This is a genomic window from Variovorax sp. LjRoot175 (assembly GCF_964253805.1).
In the GTDB taxonomy this organism is placed as follows: Bacteria; Pseudomonadota; Gammaproteobacteria; order Burkholderiales; family Burkholderiaceae_C; genus Variovorax.
Window position 1 is genome coordinate 4,230,430 of sequence record NZ_CAXURY020000001.1, and the last position, 16,112, is coordinate 4,246,541.

Here is a 16,112-nt window from a genome sequence, read left to right on the forward strand (position 1 = left end):
GGCCTTGACCTATGCCTCATTCGGCGCAACAGAGGCGCCCTCAATGCCGTGACGTTGCAATGCGTCGGCGACGAACCCGCTGTCCTTCATCTCTTCGACGAAAACGTGAAGTGCACGCGCGGCGCCCGCTCCTCTTGTTTTCGGCACCCCCATGGCTTGCTGGATCACCATGAAGCGACCGGGTAATAGACGGAGTCCGGCGTGCTTGCGGCAATCTGACTCAAGCTGCTGCTTCACGCCGGCGGCCACGTCCAGGTTTTGTTCGATGAAGGTTTGAACAACGGTGGGCGACGCTGCTGGCAGTGCTCCTTGTAGCGGCCGCGATCCTGCATCGATCGATACGACAAGAGGCGTCTCACGCGATTCACGCGCCGGATCGTGTCAATGATGAAGGCATTGCCGGACCCTTCGACCAGCGATTCGTGGAAGCGCACGCCGCGATCGTGGAGTTGGTCCGCGGTATCGGTCTGGATTCCGCCTTCGAGAAGATGCTTTTCTGCAGCACGGCAGCGCGCGATGACATGGAATGAAGCCGGCCAGGACCAATCCATCATTGGCGAAGCCAAGGACTCAACGGATCGGCGCCATCGCTGGGACGGGCAAGCATCGACAGTTCCGCATGCATGCGCCACTCGAGCATGTCCTGCTTCGTGCTCGCCAACTCTTGAGCGTCGATATCGGCGAGCGCGACCAGTTCCTTGGGATCCTTGTCGAGGTCGAACACCTCCATCGGCTGGCGGTCGAAGCTGTAGATGTATTTGCGCTGACCGCGTCGGGCACTGAGAAACGACCAGTCGATGCTGCTTGTGTAAAAAAGCTTCCGACTCGCATCGACTGCATGCAGAAGCGACTGGCCAGGCAGTTCGGCGCCTTCGACGCGATAACCGAGCAGTTCGACGATGGTCGGGAGGATGTCGATCTGCTGGCGGGGACCGCGTACCGTACCGGGCTGCAGTGCCATCCCGGGCGCGTAGATCAGCGCCGGGACATGCAGGCCCTCTTGATAAATGGCGTTGTGAATCTGCCTGGCGCCATGTTCGTCGAACATCTGTCCGTGATCGCCTACGATGATGAGGATGGTGTCGTCGAGCACCCCCAGGCGCCGGTAGCCCTCGATGAGGGTCGAAAGCACGCCATCGATATAACGCAGGCAGTTGTAGTAGGCCTCCAGCTTGGGATTGGAAACACCTTCGAACCTCATCTTCAGCCACGTCGAGGGCGTCTCGAAATTGTGGTGGCCCACGTTGGTCATGATGGCGGTAAAGAACGGACGCTTGGCCCTGGATTGAGCAGCTGTCCAGTCAAGGATGGGCTGGACCATCCACTCGTCCGCGATGCCGAAATAGGTGACGCGTTCGGCCTCTGGGTGAATGAGCTCCTGTTCGGTCTGGATGAACTCGAAGTTGAAGGTGTCGATGACGTCGAGGTCATTCTGGAATCGCAAATCCGTGGGGGTGAAGAAGCTGGTCGCATAGCCCACGTCGCGCAGGACGGAGGGCAGCGAGCGAATGCGAGGTTGGTTGCGGTTCTCGTTGGCCCAGCTTTGGGTGCCCTCGTTGGCCAACGGATACTGGCCGCCGAGCACAGCCATCCACGCCGCCGCGGTGCGCGGAATGACTGCGGTCATGTCCTCGACCACGAGGCTCTTGCTGGCCAGATTCCATAGAAACGGCATCGTCTGCAGCGCCGGCGTGTGCAGAGTCGTCGACTCCGCGCGCACAGACTCCAGCATCACGATCACAACGTTCCGGCGATTCGTCTTCTCGGTCTCCTTGAGCGCCATGTGGGCGCTGTGCCAGCGCGGCTTGTGCGTCCGTTCGAACTCTTGTGCCACTTTCACTTGAACATCGTGGGCGAGCGTAGGGGCGGCGGTCATGGCCAGCGTGATGAGCGTGCCCTCGGTGTGCCGCAGCAGCGGCAGCACGCCATGGGCCGGGGTCGGCAGCACGATCGCCAACGAGAGCGCCAGCGCTACCGCGCCACCCAAGAACGCGCGCGGCCCACCGAACAAGGGCGTGCTGGCCAGCGCACGTTGGCGCCAAGCCCAGGCCGCGGCGACGAGGATGCCGCCCGCGATGGCCAGCACCCGGAAGGGAGTCGTTTCCGACGCAACAAGCGGCGCCAGTTCCTTGGCGTTCAAAACGGCGAACAACAGAACCCTCAAACTGCCGGGCTGCCCGGTGGCGAGCTGATAGGCCAGGTCGATGCCGACCAAAGCGCACAGCAGCAGCACGAGCAACTGCAGCAAGTGCACGATGCCGCGCTGAGCCCGCCTCGGCGTGAGTGCGAGCACCAGCCCCATCGCGAGCGCCGTCAAGCCGATGGAGATGGCGTCGCGCCACAAGCAGGCGGCCAGGCCCGTCACCTGGCCGGCCGCGATGATTGCCCACACGCGCAACGTCCGGTCCAGGGTCTCGTCGGGACTTGTTTGCGGAAACGCGAGCGCGAGTGTGACCGAGATAGCGGCGGCGATCGGCAAGAACACCCATCGGTGTCGCGGCATCACCAGTCTCTGGATCGCATAGCCCGCGAGCAACGCGAGCAGGAAGCGCAGGGAAACGAACCACCAGAGCCATTTCAACAGCGCCACCCATCCGGCGCCATCTTCCGGCGCCGCGAGCAGCGCATCCATGACCAATGCGGTCTTGGCGAGACCCAACCAAAGTGCCAAGGGAACGAGCAACACCCAAGCGACTTGCCAGGGACCCTTGCCAGCCGTTCCGAGTGGCCCGCCCGCCGGGACTGTGTGTCGATCGCGATGCGCATCGGACACCCCGCCGGAATGCCTGTTCAGTGCTGGAGTTCGACGCCTGCGACGCGTCAGCGCCGGAGTCTTTGAGGAGGACAACTTTAGTTCCCGTTGGTTCCGCATCGTACTCCCGCCGGATGCAGTCTTAAGGTCCACTGATTCAGCACGCGAACTCGCCGAGATCCGGATCAGCAGCCACATCCCTATGGAACCCCAGGGCTTGCTGAAGCCGGCGGTTGGCGCGCACGAGGCCAGCGCAAGCCCGTCTGAATTTCTTACCCGATTGTTCGAAGTCACTCCGGAGATGCGCGACCGGGCTGCAGCCAGAGGTCAATAGGCGACCATCAAGGAGTCTCCCCCAACCTCGCTGCATACCTATTCCAAACTTTCACAGAGTCGCTCATCAGGACGGCTCCCTCCGACCTTCTGCCGCTGGGCGGGCTCCGCCAACTTGTTCGACATGCATAGGTCACGGTCTATTGCTTACTGGGGATGTCGAGATCACCGACCCCTATGTACGATGCGCCGGTCCGCATTCTCGAAAGGGATCCCATGTCCAAGACTGACACGGTCAATCGCAGACCCGGCTATGCCGTCGAACTTCAAGCTGGCGAGGTGGTGCCGCGCGGACGAGCGATCGTGATTAGCGCTGACGCTGCAGTCTCGCCCGAGGCTTGGCGCGGCATCGCGGTAGCAGGCCAACGTGTCAACGTCAAAGCGCAGGCCGACGGCCGCGGTGCAGCGATCGACACGTCGACACTCACGCCAGGCTCGCACATGCTGCGGGTGGAGGAACTGTGGTCCAAACGCTCAGGCAAGAGCTTGCCGGACTCCGAGATCCCATTTGTCGTGGTCGACACAAGCGCCCCGCTGCCGCGCGACACCGTGATCCGCCATGCGGTACGTCTGCGCTTTGACGATCTCAAGGTCAGCCGCAGCCCACTGATCGGCCCCTGTGCGGCGGGCATGGTCGAAGTCTTCAAGTCCGAGGACCGCAAGTCGCGCAAGCCCGCGCAACTGGCCTTCGATGCACAAGGCAAGCGCATCGACATCGACCGCGAGTTTGCCGAGCTTGCACGGCGTCAGCACAAGGTCTACGGCAAGCTGCACCCCGCACTGCACGCGCGCATCGAGGCTCAGCCGGCACGCAAAGTACCCGTGGCGGTTTGGCTGGACAGTCCGGAGGCCGAACTTCCGGACAAGCCAGCGCGGGGCGTGGTCCGCCGCCGCCTCCCTGCAGAGGCCAAGGCACTAGAGGAAGGGCAGGCTGCGGCTGCCCGCTTCACGAAGGTAGCGGAGCGACAAGGCATGAAGATAGACCGCATCGACAGCGCTGCGCCGGTGGTCTTCGGTACCGTCGCCGCCGACCGCGTGGCCGAGCTCGCTACTTTGCCCGAGGTGGCCGCGGTGTTCCTGCACCAGACAGAAGGTATTGATGACCTCGGTACTTCCATAGGCATCGCCAACGCCGACGATGCGCATGCCTTGGGCTTCACCGGCACCGGCATCAACGTGGCCGTCTACGAGCTGGGCCCCGACGACACCAGCCTCCTGGATATCACCGATCAATTCGACAGCAGCCCGGCGACGAGCCAGCATTCGCGACATACACACGGCATCATCAAGAACGTCGAGCGCAACGCGCCCCATGGCCACGCACCCGACTGCAACCTGCATTCCGCCAACAGCCGCGACCTTGACGCGCTCCGCTGGGCAGTGCAGGACCGCGAGTGCACGGTGATCAGCCAGAGCTTCCATCGTCCCGACGAGCAGACTTCTGCCGGCCTGTCGTTCGATGACGTCTACAAGGACCATCTGGCGCTCCACTGGCCCTATCCGACCATTTGCGAAGCGGCTGGCAACGGCGCGGACACCGAGTTCGTCAACCACAAAGGCTTCAACCGCCTGGCCGTGGGTAACCACAACGACGCGGCCGGCGGAATGGCCTCGGATTCGGTGTTCCGCAACCCCGGCTCTTCGCACGGTGACCGCGAGTTGCCCGAGATCGCCGCCAACGGCACCGGTGTCACTGCCGTAGAGCTGACCCTCGGCGGCACGAGCATGGCAGCCCCGGCCGTGGCCGGCGGCGTGGCACTGATTCAGCAAGCGAACGCGACCCTGCGCTCGTGGCCCGAAGGCTGCCGCGCCATCATGATGGCCGCCGCCTGGCGCAACCCGGCCGGGAGCACGTGGCGAAACGATGTGGTGGCTGGCGTCGACGCGTCCGACGGCGCCGGAGCCATCGACACGAACGCCGCTGTGCAGATCGCTCGCGCCCGCCGCGGCCGCAACAATACGCCGGCGCGCCGCGGCTTTGACGTCGGCACGGTCGTGTCGGCTGATGTCGGCGCCGACGGCTTCCTGACCTATGTTTACCGCATCAGCGTGCCCCGCGTGCTGCTGTCGCCCACCGTCAAGGTCGCACTGGCATGGGATTCGAAGATCACGATGCTCAGCATCCTTGGCATCAAATTGCCGATCGCATCGGTCCTGGCGGTCGACCTTGATCTGCACGTGCGGGATTCAACCGGCGCGACGGTGGCCTCGAGCGATACGTGGGACAACAGCTATGAGATCGCCGAATTCGCGGCGCGACGTGGCGAGACCTACGAAATCCGAATTCGGCGCTGGTCGGGGACCGACAACGTGTGGTTCGGTGTGGCATGGGAGGTGCGCGGAATCGACTTCGTCATCGATCGATTCGCCGAGGCGTCACAGGTTGTCCTGGGTCGACGCTAAAGTTCGCGAATCCCGGCTACGGCCCGAACCACGCCGTTCCACTATCCCTCTTCAAAGCCCGCCTCGCGCGGGCCTTTTTCTCGACGCTGCCCTGCCCTACCCTGCGAAGTGCCTTGTGCGGGCCTGGCGCCCATTTCCGCCGATCCGCCTTGCATCGCGCCAACGGCTGTCTTTGCGGGTGCGCCGCAGCTATTTCTTCGTTGATGCAGCTGAGGGGGTTGCCGGCGTTGCCGGTATCGCAGGGGTGGCGGGTGCAGCTGGGGAAGTTGCCGTCGCAGGAGTCGCAGGAGTCGCCGGGGTCGCTGGGGTGGCGGGCGTGGCCGGTGTCGCCGCGTTGGCTGATCCGGTGGCACTCGCATTGGAAGTTGATGAGTTGCCGGGGCCGCTTCCGGAGGCCGAGGCCGCTCCAGACCCGCCGCCAGATGCGCCCCCGCCAGAGCCTCCACCTCCGCCGGCCCCACCGCCGGAGCCACCCCCGCCTCCACCTCCGCCCCCGGCTGCGTAGATCGAGGGCGCGATGCTGGCGCCAAGGACAAGGGCAATGAGAGCAGGTGCAATGGCCCGTCGCTTCAGTTTCATCTGAGATCCTTTGAGAATGATCGGGCGTCAAATGTCACTGCCCAGTTCACCGTAGGCAGTGGGTCAGAGCAGCGGGAGCCCGAAAAAAAACGCCAATCAACAGGGCTCTTGCCCCGACCCGAAACGACCGCGGCCTTTTTCGATCGTCCGCTGAAATTGAAGCGGAAATGCCAGGCCAAGCATGTCAGCGCTGGCTGAGCACCCCCGGCGCCAGCTCAGAAGCCGCTCATCATCGATCCCCCTTCTTGTGGGAGCGCGCAGGCGCGTCTCAAGGGTGAGACGCCTTGGTTCGGCCAAGTCCTCCCGCTTGGGTTCGACCGGGACAGCAGCATGCCGCAGCGCCAATGGAATGCGCCATCGCGGCCAACCGCGCCGACAGCAGCGCATGGAAACGCTGCAACACGCTGAACTCCAGCACGCGCCCCGCTACCTGCGCCGGTCCCACCAGGGCCGCAACGGATACTGCCAGCGCGAAGCCCACGCCGGTCGCCTGCAGCGCCCGGCCGCGCAAGCGAATGACGGCGCCAACACCGCATTACGCAGTGTCATGAACTCGAGACCGCCGCACGTCGATGTGCTGGAGAGCCTGTTGGCGAAGGACCCGGCGCCACGACGCTTACGGTGTCCATGCATGCAGCGGCGACGGATTCGTCGGACTTTCAGACAGGCGGCCTTCACGCCACTCTCGCGCGTTGGCGCATCCGCGTCATCGGTACTGGGCCGCAGTGATGAACTGGCCGAACGATTCGCACCAGACGATGACTGTGTTGTAGGCCGTCGGATCGGCAGATGCCGGCATCGGCACGATGAAGTTCTCGAAGGTTTTCACATCGCCTACGCGCAGCATCTTCGGCTTCAGCCGCAGGAAGTCGGCTTCGGTCTGAACGAACTCCGGAGCGAGATAGAGCTTGTAGTCAGGCCCGGGCGCGATCTTGCCTTGCAACGATACCGCGCTGCGGCTCACCGCCACCGTGCCCTCACCCCAGTGCAGGGCATCGCTGTCTGTCAGGTCGCGCCTGAACCGGCCGGTGAACTGCGCTTGCGCGGCCAATGCCGTGACTTCGGCCTGCGCGGGCGCGGGCGGCGCCGTGAGAATGGGTAAGGCATAGATGCCCGCGCCGAAGCCCGTAGCGGCCACGAGAGCGTGCGAAACAATGAGCAGGAGGATCTTCTTCATGAGTCTCCTTCGAATGCGTCGCAGTTCACGGGTTTGAGAAAGACGCCGACATGGGGCGCGCGCCCAAGGCGTCGCTAGGGTCAGCCCATTCTGATCCGCCATGGCGCTCTCGAAAAGATAGCGATTGCCGCCTTGCGCGAAGTTCCAGCGCGTTGCCGCCTTGGGTGCATCGACTCCGCGTCCGTTCCAACGCATGCGCTGACACAAGCCAGCGTGAAATGAAGCAACGCCCCATCCCCTTCGCCAGACTAGGGTGCTGCGTCAAGCGCCTTGATCGCCGCGATTGCCTCGTGCCTGGCCTCGATGAGCGCCTGTTCCTCCGAGTGCGTACCGGTTTGAACATTCTCAACCGGCAACCGATCATCGATCTGGAACGACCACCCCCAACGCGATTCAGTTTGCCAGACTTTGATCTCGACCTGGTGCCCGTGGTGTTCGAAGCTCGTGTCCGCCATGTCGTGCCTCCTGCAGTTGGAGTCACAGTATGAAGCAGCGGCCTATTCGCTTCTCCCGCTCCCATGGTCCATGACCATGACGGGTTCGAACGGCAGGAAGGTCAGGCCCCCGCCGCGATGCTCCAGAGCGGTGATGGGATCGACCAGCGACACGCCGAGGCCGGTGGCCACCATGGCGCAGACGCCGACCGACACCTGCGTTTCGACCTTCAGCCTGCGTTCGATGCCGTAGGAAGCGAAGAGCGCGTCGATATGCAACCGCGACTCGAGCGGATATGGATGCGAGACGAATCACTCGCCTGCCAGGTCCGCCGGCCGGATCCGCTTTCGTTTCGCGAGCGGGTGATCGCTCGGCATCACGCAGACCATTCGAGTCGAGGTCGGCCGCTCGCCGTGCGTGCTCGAGTGGCTCATTGGAAGAATTACGAAGCCGACATCGCAGCGCTCGACTCCGCTCGCGCGCGCCATGCTGTCCGGCAAGGTCCGCAGCCTCGACCAGCTGGAGCCGAACGATGTGCGCCGGAAGTACCCTCGGTTTTCACCAGAGACTTTCCGAGGAACGTGGCCCTGGTGGATCGCTTGGGTGATGTGGCGCAGAAGGAGTTCTGCATTTTGCAAGTAACGCGCTCCCGCTGTGGAGCGGAAGTTCAGATGGAGGTTGAAGGAGGATAAGGGGTCTGTTGCCGCCCGCCGGTCATGGAACTCCGGTTCGCCCGCGAGTCTGTGGAACCCCGAGGCCCCCGAACAGCGCGCTGCCGAGATCATTCGACTTCGCGTCGAACGCGCTGGTTTGAAACAGATCCGAGAAGTCGCAGACCTCCTGCGCCAGCTCGGCAATCGACGACATCAACGAGCTCTGGCCGCCGCTTCGGTACAGCGCCACGTAGTTCACCAGGGGCAAGGCGGGCGATGTCTTCAGAACCGCCAGCGCACGGCGATCGATGAGAGGCTTCAGACAGGCGCGCGGCAGGTAGCTGACGCCGATGCCTGCCACCGTGAATCCGATGAGTGCGAGCATGTTGTTGCTGTTGATGGTCCTCGCCTGCGCGAGGGCCAATGGGCGCAGCCAGGGTTCGAAGAGGATCGCGGTGCCGGACGTTCCGCCCCTGTGTAAGGATCGTGGTGGCAGCCGGCTCGTCCTGCGTCACCAGTCGCGAGCTTGGCAGGAGGCCGGGCTTGCACATTCAGACGAGCTGCACCGTGCCCAGATGCAACTTTGACAGTCGGGGCTGTGCCACCGCCTCGGGAACGATGATGAGATCCATCTCGTCGGCCAGCAGCCTGTCGCGCAGGCTCACGCTCGCATCCACGTCGGGTTCGATCAAGACCTTCGGGTAGTTCTTGCGAAGCAGCTGGACGAAGCGAAGCAGCCAGGTGATGGCCGTCAGTTCGGCGACGCCGATGCGTACGCGGCGCGAGATGACGGCCGGATTGCTCAGTTGCTCGACTGCGGCATCGTGCTGCTCGAGCAACCGCTGGCCAGATGCAGCACTTCGGCGCCCTTTTCCGACAGCTTGGCATTCCGCTGGGCGCGGTCGAACAACGGCGCGCCGAGCGAGGACTCCAGCTCCTGCACGCGCTTGGAGATGGCCGACTGGGTGGTGTTGAGCTTGCGCGCTGGCATAGCGCAATGCCGCAGGATGTGCCCCAAGTTGTGGATTCAGCACAGCTGCCGCCAAGCCGCGCCCAACGAAGGCAAGCCAAGTGAACCCTGGCAGAACGCGACATTCAGTGCCGGTGGCTGCTTGCACGCGCGCGGCGGTAGTGTTCGCCGAGCACGTCGCGCCCCCAGTCACCCTGGAAGTCGCGCCACACGCTGTGGATGTGGTTGCCGCCCGAGTTGTCCCATTCGATCAAAAAGCGCGCGCCCTGGACGCGCCAGTAGTGCGGCTGGCCGCGCTCGGTGGCGCCGGCCCATCCGAAGCGGATGCCGTCCAGGCCGCCCGCACGCACGCGTTCCAGTCGTTGCTGCGCCAACGACGATTCGGCCACCGAGGCCTGCGACTCGATGATGCGCAGCAGCAAGGCTTGCTGCGCTGCGTCCATGGCGCTGAAGGCCACACCCGCAGGTGCCAACGGGTCCGGCTGGGCGGCATTGCGCGTGACGATGTCACCGAACGGCCGGGCACTGAAGATGGCCTGCTGGCGCTGCGCCGGCGAGAGCGCGGCCAGCAGCGCAAAGGCGCGGTCTTCCTCCTCGCCCAGCGCGCGCTGGCCCTTGCGCGGGCCCTTGTTGGCGATGTCGCGCGGCACCTGCGCCGGATTGGCACCCAAAAACTGCGGCAGCGTGGCCACTACCTGGCCGTCGGCCAGCGTGAAGTGCAGCGAGAGATGGTGCCCTTCAATACGCCAGCCCCAGGGCGAAGTGGAGTCCGGCGTGCCGAACAACGCGATGGCGTAGTTCTCCGGATCGCGCGCGAGGCCGAAGGATTCGATCTCGCGCAGCGCGATCTCCAAGGCGATGATGGCCTGCACCTTGACCAGCCCCGGCTCCGACAAGGCCGCGGCCAGCAACTGCTGCGCTGCCTGGCGCTGTGCATCCTCCATGGTCTTGAACGCAATGCCGGGCCGGCTACGCGGCGTGTAGTTCCAATCGCCGCGCGCCTCCAGCGTGAACGGCCGCAGCAGCTCTGGCTGCTGCCCCGCCGGCGTCGCCTCCAGCAGCGCCCGCGCCGCGGCCGTCATCGCCTGAGCCGCGCGGCTGGTGTCGGCCGCGGCGGCGGCAAGGGGCACCACGGCGAGCAAGGTCCAGCAGGTCATCCGGGCGGAGAGAGTGCGCAGCAGCATGGTTGGTCTTCTACCTGAAATGACCAATGAACAGGTGCAAGAATGCCTGAGTTGGGGTGGCGAGTCGAGTTGGGGGTCATAGCACTTGCGACTCACGCGGCACAAAGGCGGGTGCGGCGGTGAGGATCCGATATGCAGCGGGAGGCTGTCATTGAGATAGCCACCGCGAACCCTTCTCTGTGCTCGCCATGATGCTTGCCTTCATGTGCTGGATGCGCTCGATGCGGTCACCCACATACTCGGGCTCGATGAACGGATGAGCTTCTTGCACACGCCCGGATGGCCCAAGCGTTTCGCAAGGCAGTCCACCGGCCGAAACACTGGGGAGGGTCGCGCCTGCTTCGGCTCCGGCGCGGGGCCAGTACGCCATTCATGCTGCCGACTGCGGGCGGCAGAACGCTCAGGGCACCGGCTTCGACGAGAACGCCGCCACGTCGCCTGGCTTGCGCAGCATCTTGTCGACGTCCGCGGCGTGCAACTCCTCGGCGTGGATCATCTGCCGCGCGAACTCCTCCAGCGCCACCGAGCGGCCTTCCACATGCGACAGCAGCTCGCGGTACAGGGCCAGCGCGCGCGCCTCGGTGTCAAGCGATTCGCGCAGCATGGCGGCGATGTCGTGCTGGTGCGAATCGAGCAGTGGCCCGATCGCGAGCGAGGGGTAGTCGCCGAGCGTGGTGATCCACTCGCCGACCTGCTGCGCGTGCAGCAGCGATTCGTTGGCCTGTTCGCGCAGCCACGAGACGATGGGAATGCGGCCGAAGCCGAACACTAAGAAGGAGTAGTGCGTGTAGCGCACCACGCCGGCCAGCTCGGCTTCAAGTAGCCGGTTGAGCACGGAGACGACCTTCGCTTGATCGAACTGTTCCATGTCAGCGCTTCCGGATGAGGGGGAGAAAATTATGCGCCGCGCGCCGCACTGCTGCGAGGTGAGCGTAGTTGCGGCACGATCACGGCGAAAGACAACGGATCCAACGGCGTCTTGACGAGTCCGACCCGCATCACGTTCCGTCGACCAAGAAGCACGGGGGATCATTTGTCGCCCATAGAAGCTTGTCGACACGGTTGTGCGTGTATTTAGCAATCTCATCCATTCCGCGCGCCAAAGCAGCATGCGGCCCCGGCCAGAATGATCAGATTGCATCCCAACTGCCAATGCGACTTCATCAGGATGCGGTATCACTTGCCCCAGCCTGCGCCGCCGCTGTCCGCCATCACAAGCGCGAGCGGGATGATCATCAAGTCTTCGACGACCATACAGGGCGCTAAAGCCACGGTGCTCATTAGGCGTTTCGGCGCTCGGGCTTGACAATGGCGCAGACGCAGTAAGGGTTGCTTAGACGCAAGCTGCCATGCAAAACGGCATCCGACATCGACTCCTGGCGATCCTGGCAGCGGATGCGGTCGGCTATTCGCGATCGATGTCTTTCGACGACTTGGGCACGTTGAGCGCGCTGGATGAGGCCCGCCAGGTCTTTCGAAGCCATGTCGAGGCGGCCAGCGGACGAGTGGTCGACACATCCGGGGATTCGGTGCTGGCTGTGTTCGACACGGCGATTGGCGCAGTGCGGGCGGCCGTTGAGATCCAGGAAGATCTCGCGACACGGGCCGACGCTGCGCCCGAGCACCTTCGATTGCTGTTTCGCATCGGCATCCACGTCGGCGACCTGATCGAGAAGCCGGATGGCACGGTCTATGGCGATGGCGTCAACATCGCGTCGCGCCTGCAGGCGGTGGCGGAGCCGGGAGGCGTTGTCGTCTCCCACGCTGTGCAGGAGTTCGCCTCGGACCGCACAGGCGCTGCCTTCGAGGACATCGGCCAACAGAAGGTAAAGAACATCGCAAAGCCCATCAGCGCGTTGCGCCTGCTGCGGGCACCCCGGGTGACTAGGACTGACGAACTGGCGAGGGCTCCGTTGGTGGAGCAGGCAAGAATCACCCACCGACATTTCGCGCCAAACGCAGTGGACGTGACCGTTCGGACATCCCGGCGCGCGCGCCGTTGGCGCTGGGTGGGTGCCGGCGCTCTGGTTGTCGTCACCTTCCTTGCCGCCGGTGCCGCCTGGCAGTGGCATGCGACCCCCACGCTGAATGTCGACGAGGAGGTGATAAACCGGCGAGCGCTCGCCGTGCTCGCCTTCAATGACAAGCGGGGCAAGGCCGCGGGGTCATCGCTCGGCGATGACCTGGCGGACAGCATCGGCGCCCAACTCGTGCGCGGCGGCGTGCGAGTGATCGAGCGCGGCGCTACCGTCCGGCAAGATCCAGCGGCGCCGGAGTTCGAGCGAATCGGTCGGGAGCAAGCTGTCCGGTTCGTGCTGGGTGGGCGGGTGATCCGCGACCGCGACGCAGTCCGGGTGACCACCTACCTGACGGAAATTGCTTCCGGCGCTGTCTATCGGCTGCACGAGGCCGAGTTCAAGAGCGATGACGACGCCACTCGGTCGAACTATGGGCATCAGGTGGCGATCGCCTTGACGGCGCGCTACTACGAGATAGAGACCGTTCGGGCAAGGCTCCCCGGCCACGAAAAGGATCCCGTGGACGCCATCGTGCTGGCTTGGCGCGACCTGAACCGAGGGAACACAAAAGAGGATCTGGAGCGGGCCCGCCACCGATTTGAGTTCGCGGCGAAAGCCGATCCGAATTCGGTCGACGCGTCTGTTGGCCTGGGCGTGGCGCACATGATGGAGTTCTACTACTTCTACAGCGAGTCGCCCCGCGATAAGCTGGACATCACCGAGAAGGTGCTGAAGAGAGCGCTCGATCTCGGGCCGGGCAATGCTCAGAATCTCTCGGCCTGGGCAGAAATGCTGATTCTTCGACAAAAGCCCGAGGAGGCGTTCTGGGTCTGGCGAAGAGCGTTCGAGATCAACCCCGACTATCAGATCGGCCATCTGCGCATGGCGAGTGCACTGATCCGACAGGGACGCTTGGCGGAAGCCCTGGAGCACATCAACAAAGTCAACGACCTGCAGGCCTATCAGACGCACCCGCAGCAGTGGCTCATCCAAAGCCGGGCCGATGCCGCGTTTGCCCAGGGGCACGACGACCAAGCCTACGAGATCCTGCGGAACTGGGCAGCCGAGTTCCCGAACAACGGCCGGCCCTACCTCATGCTCGCTGCGATCGATGCGTTGCACGGCCGGAAGGCCGCCGCCGCGGCCAACATGGCCAAGCATCGTCAACTGCTGCCCCTGAGCAATATCGATTACGTCGTTCTAACTTACCCGTCGACAGACCCAGGCTTCCTTGCACAACGCGAGCGGCTTGTGGCAGGTCTTCGAAGGGCAGGCCTTCCGGAGGACAGCAAATGACAAGGGTCTATTCGACTTTCTACCGAACGATCGCGCTGGCAGTGACGGCACTCCTTGCGGCTGCCGGACATGCGCAGATAGAGCAGCTCGTACCGCCGCCGTTCGGGGGGGGGAGGCCGACGGTTCCGGTGCCGCTTACCTACGCACAACCCCAGGGAGGTGCGTTGATGACTTTCAAGTCCCCTCGAGAAGGTGCGCCCGAGTTTGCGATCAAAGGTGTCCTCTTCAAACCCACCGGGGCAGCCAGGGGCGCAGTGGTGATCGTCAATGCATCGGACGGATGGAGCGACGTCCGAGAGGGCCACTACGCCAGGTCCATCAGTTCAGCCGGCTACGCCGTGCTGGCCGTCGATACGTACGGTCCGCGAGGCGTCACGGGTGCGTCAACCGATAACACGACGATCACCACATATGAGCAGACCCGTGACGCATTCGCGGCGAAGAGGTACCTGGCCTCCCTCGGCTATCCGGGCGACCGCATGGCCATCATGGGAGCCGGCCGAGGCGGAACCATTGCCCTGCTTGCTGCCGACCGGACCTTCATGCAGGAGGAGAAGGAAGAGCGCTTCGCCGTTGCAATGGCCGTCGGCGCGGCATGCTTTCTTCACCCACGGGAGCCGAAACCGAGCGCAAATGTGTTCATGGCGATCGGCGACAAAGACCAAGTCGCAGGCGTCAAGCCATGTCAAGACCTAGCGAACGAGTACGCCGCGGCCGGCGGCAAAAGTACGGTCAAGGTGTATCCCGGGGCCACCAGCGGTTTCGACGGGGACCCGGTGAATCGAACGATGTACCGCTACGCGCGAACGGAGACGTTCGTCAACTGCAACGTGGTGGTCGAGCCCGACGGACGGTCTATCTACGGGGGCAAGACATTTGCGGAAACCGACTCCCGCGCATTGTTCGTGGAGATGCGCAAGTCCTGCATCAAGAATGGTGTATCTGCCTATACGAACGTAACTCAAAAAGCCAATGTCACGCTCGATTTGATCGACTTCCTGGACGCCAACTTTCGGCATTGACAGGACCGCCGCATGAACACCTTCATCCACGAAACGGTCGGAACGGAAGATGTTTCATGCCACGGCGCTCTCGCCCCAGACAGGGCCGACGATGCGCGAGCTCGCGGGGCGCCGGCAATGTGCCCGCGCGCCGGGAAATGTGTTTGTGTATGTCAGGTTTGGGGCAGGCAGGCTCAAAGCCCGAACGACCGGATAGGGCCGAGAGCAGTCGTTACCACCGCTAGGCGGAGATGACGCCAGCCGGCCCTTCGTTAGGCCAGTTGCGGCGCCAAGACATTCACGAGGTGCTGGAGGAAGTTCGCCTGAGGCTGGGTGGACTCGGTATCGCGGCTGAAGGCACCGACATCTACGCCAGCAAGGCGTGTATCCCCGCAAGCCCGAGGAGCATGGCCGTGCCAAGGAAGCCAAGCGCTGCCGGCGTTCGCGACGCGGGCTGTAGGGCCAGCGTTCCCAGGCAGCCCAGGAAGAGGAATGGCAGCGGGACAATGACTGGAAGTGAAAACACCAGGGCGTCCGCGAAGGAAGACCATGTCGCCATACCCTCCGGCGTGGTCCAGCGAGTGCCTATCAACGGCAGAGCGGTTACCGCCATGCACAGGAAGAAGCTCGGAAAGACCCAATCACCGGGCGTCTGCCGCTCGCTTTTGCTAGCCGACGCGCAGCCCCAGTCCACTTCATCGAGCTCGTCCAGCGCCTCCACCCTGCCGGCAGCACCGCGACGGCGGTAACTGCGGCCGCGCAGAACAGGGGCTGCGAGCACGTGGAACCCGAGCACCAAGAGCTTGAACCAGGCAGGCGGTCGTCGCGAGCTGCGGTGATGACGGTCCTCGTCAATGCCGTCGGCGCGTTGGAAGGCCTTTTCCTCGGTAGCTCGTGGGGTATGCGATGTCATGCCGCGCAATGTACTGAGGGCGGGCTAGCCTGCCATCGTCCGAGTTGTGCAGTATCGGCTGGCGCTACTGGGCGTTGCAACGCATGGGTCCTCTCGGGAGGCCGCCTACTCCCCCTTCGGTTCAGCGGGAAGGACAGAATGCGGCCAGGAGCCGAAGTTCGCCAACGGCTGTTTTCGGGTAATCCTGCGACGGCGATCGGCAAACACATTGATCCCTCGCAGGACACCTGCTTCACGACTGAAAAGGTTTCATCCAGCCCGCGGCCTCGTGACCGCCGCCAGCCGTCAACCCCGTTCTCGGCGTCGGTGGGTTCCGGCTATCTGCGCGAAGCGTGCGACAGACGTGTCGGTTCCTCCTGGGACCCCAAACAACACGCAGCGGCGGGTCTGGCCATAAA

At 64.0% G+C, this 16,112-nt stretch carries 12 protein-coding genes and 4 pseudogenes; 3 read left to right on the forward strand and 13 right to left on the reverse strand.

The window, feature by feature from the left end:
* Positions 1-9: 9 nt before the first annotated feature.
* The 3 genes and pseudogenes from ACSQ89_RS21070 to ACSQ89_RS21080 form a co-directional block, all read right to left on the reverse strand.
* Positions 10-291: pseudogene (locus tag ACSQ89_RS21070) on the reverse strand (ABC transporter substrate-binding protein); the annotation flags it as partial.
* Positions 292-293: 2 nt separating this feature from the next.
* Positions 294-521 (reverse strand): annotated as a pseudogene (locus ACSQ89_RS21075) (FCD domain-containing protein); the annotation flags it as partial.
* A gap of 29 nt (positions 522-550) precedes the next feature.
* On the reverse strand, positions 551-2,632 hold the full coding sequence (locus ACSQ89_RS21080; protein ID WP_436290858.1) for an LTA synthase family protein: 2,082 nt from the start codon (positions 2,630-2,632) through the stop codon (positions 551-553).
* Positions 2,633-3,301: 669 nt separating this feature from the next.
* Between ACSQ89_RS21080 and ACSQ89_RS21085 the strand changes: the two genes are divergently transcribed.
* Positions 3,302-5,488, forward strand: coding sequence for a S8 family serine peptidase (locus tag ACSQ89_RS21085; RefSeq protein ID WP_436290857.1), 2,187 nt, complete (start codon positions 3,302-3,304; stop codon positions 5,486-5,488).
* Positions 5,489-6,383: 895 nt separating this feature from the next.
* On the opposite strand, the pseudogene ACSQ89_RS21090 reads toward ACSQ89_RS21085, so the two are convergent.
* The 9 genes and pseudogenes from ACSQ89_RS21090 to ACSQ89_RS21130 all read right to left on the reverse strand — a co-directional run.
* Positions 6,384-6,569: pseudogene (locus tag ACSQ89_RS21090) on the reverse strand (MFS transporter); the annotation flags it as partial.
* A gap of 204 nt (positions 6,570-6,773) precedes the next feature.
* Positions 6,774-7,244, reverse strand: a complete 471-nt coding sequence (locus ACSQ89_RS21095) for a DM13 domain-containing protein (RefSeq protein ID WP_436290856.1) — start codon at positions 7,242-7,244, stop codon at positions 6,774-6,776.
* 248 nt (positions 7,245-7,492) lie between these two features.
* The gene (locus tag ACSQ89_RS21100; protein ID WP_093102726.1) at positions 7,493-7,699 is read right to left on the reverse strand and encodes a hypothetical protein; all 207 of its coding nucleotides are present in this window, start codon (positions 7,697-7,699) and stop codon (positions 7,493-7,495) included.
* A gap of 42 nt (positions 7,700-7,741) precedes the next feature.
* Positions 7,742-8,464 (reverse strand): annotated as a pseudogene (locus tag ACSQ89_RS21105) (LysR substrate-binding domain-containing protein).
* The gene (locus tag ACSQ89_RS21110; protein ID WP_436291117.1) at positions 8,394-8,828 is read right to left on the reverse strand and encodes a LysR substrate-binding domain-containing protein; all 435 of its coding nucleotides are present in this window, start codon (positions 8,826-8,828) and stop codon (positions 8,394-8,396) included. The pseudogene ACSQ89_RS21105 and the gene ACSQ89_RS21110 overlap by 71 nt, the downstream one beginning before the upstream one ends.
* A gap of 55 nt (positions 8,829-8,883) precedes the next feature.
* Positions 8,884-9,171 carry a LysR substrate-binding domain-containing protein gene (locus ACSQ89_RS21115; RefSeq protein WP_436290855.1) on the reverse strand — a complete coding sequence of 96 codons (288 nt, stop codon included), beginning with the start codon at positions 9,169-9,171 and terminating at the stop codon, positions 8,884-8,886.
* Entirely contained in the window at positions 9,135-9,323 is a 189-nt protein-coding gene (locus ACSQ89_RS21120) for a LysR family transcriptional regulator (protein ID WP_244503725.1), read from the reverse strand. The genes ACSQ89_RS21115 and ACSQ89_RS21120 overlap by 37 nt, the downstream gene beginning before the upstream one ends.
* Positions 9,324-9,427: 104 nt before the next feature.
* On the reverse strand, positions 9,428-10,486 hold the full coding sequence (locus ACSQ89_RS21125; RefSeq protein ID WP_436290854.1) for a DUF3500 domain-containing protein: 1,059 nt from the start codon (positions 10,484-10,486) through the stop codon (positions 9,428-9,430).
* A gap of 400 nt (positions 10,487-10,886) precedes the next feature.
* Positions 10,887-11,354 (reverse strand): ferritin-like domain-containing protein, encoded by a 468-nt coding sequence (locus tag ACSQ89_RS21130; protein WP_093102723.1) that lies wholly within the window; start codon positions 11,352-11,354, stop codon positions 10,887-10,889.
* A 481-nt stretch (positions 11,355-11,835) separates the two neighbouring features.
* Between ACSQ89_RS21130 and ACSQ89_RS21135 the strand changes: the two genes are divergently transcribed.
* A complete protein-coding gene (locus ACSQ89_RS21135) occupies positions 11,836-13,800 on the forward strand; it encodes an adenylate/guanylate cyclase domain-containing protein (RefSeq protein WP_436290853.1) in 1,965 nt (654 codons plus the stop codon).
* A complete protein-coding gene (locus ACSQ89_RS21140; protein WP_436290852.1) occupies positions 13,797-14,822 on the forward strand; it encodes a dienelactone hydrolase family protein in 1,026 nt (341 codons plus the stop codon). Before ACSQ89_RS21135 ends, ACSQ89_RS21140 begins: the two co-directional genes overlap by 4 nt.
* Before the next feature lie 346 nt (positions 14,823-15,168).
* Here ACSQ89_RS21140 and ACSQ89_RS21145 read toward each other — a convergent pair whose 3' ends face one another.
* Entirely contained in the window at positions 15,169-15,714 is a 546-nt protein-coding gene (locus tag ACSQ89_RS21145) for a hypothetical protein (RefSeq protein ID WP_436290851.1), read from the reverse strand.
* Positions 15,715-16,112 lie beyond the last annotated feature (398 nt).

Excerpts from the sequence above, each read along its gene's own strand:
- ACSQ89_RS21080 (WP_436290858.1), bottom strand. The coding sequence starts at position 2,632 with ATGGATGCGCTGCTCGCGGCGCCGGAAGATGGCGCCGGATGGGTGGCG.
- ACSQ89_RS21085 (WP_436290857.1), top strand. The coding sequence starts at position 3,302 with ATGTCCAAGACTGACACGGTCAATCGCAGACCCGGCTATGCCGTCGAA.
- ACSQ89_RS21095 (WP_436290856.1), bottom strand. The coding sequence starts at position 7,244 with ATGAAGAAGATCCTCCTGCTCATTGTTTCGCACGCTCTCGTGGCCGCT.
- ACSQ89_RS21100 (WP_093102726.1), bottom strand. The coding sequence starts at position 7,699 with ATGGCGGACACGAGCTTCGAACACCACGGGCACCAGGTCGAGATCAAA.
- ACSQ89_RS21120 (WP_244503725.1), bottom strand. The coding sequence starts at position 9,323 with ATGCCAGCGCGCAAGCTCAACACCACCCAGTCGGCCATCTCCAAGCGC.
- ACSQ89_RS21125 (WP_436290854.1), bottom strand. The coding sequence starts at position 10,486 with ATGCTGCTGCGCACTCTCTCCGCCCGGATGACCTGCTGGACCTTGCTC.
- ACSQ89_RS21130 (WP_093102723.1), bottom strand. The coding sequence starts at position 11,354 with ATGGAACAGTTCGATCAAGCGAAGGTCGTCTCCGTGCTCAACCGGCTA.
- ACSQ89_RS21135 (WP_436290853.1), top strand. The coding sequence starts at position 11,836 with ATGCAAAACGGCATCCGACATCGACTCCTGGCGATCCTGGCAGCGGAT.
- ACSQ89_RS21140 (WP_436290852.1), top strand. The coding sequence starts at position 13,797 with ATGACAAGGGTCTATTCGACTTTCTACCGAACGATCGCGCTGGCAGTG.
- ACSQ89_RS21145 (WP_436290851.1), bottom strand. The coding sequence starts at position 15,714 with ATGACATCGCATACCCCACGAGCTACCGAGGAAAAGGCCTTCCAACGC.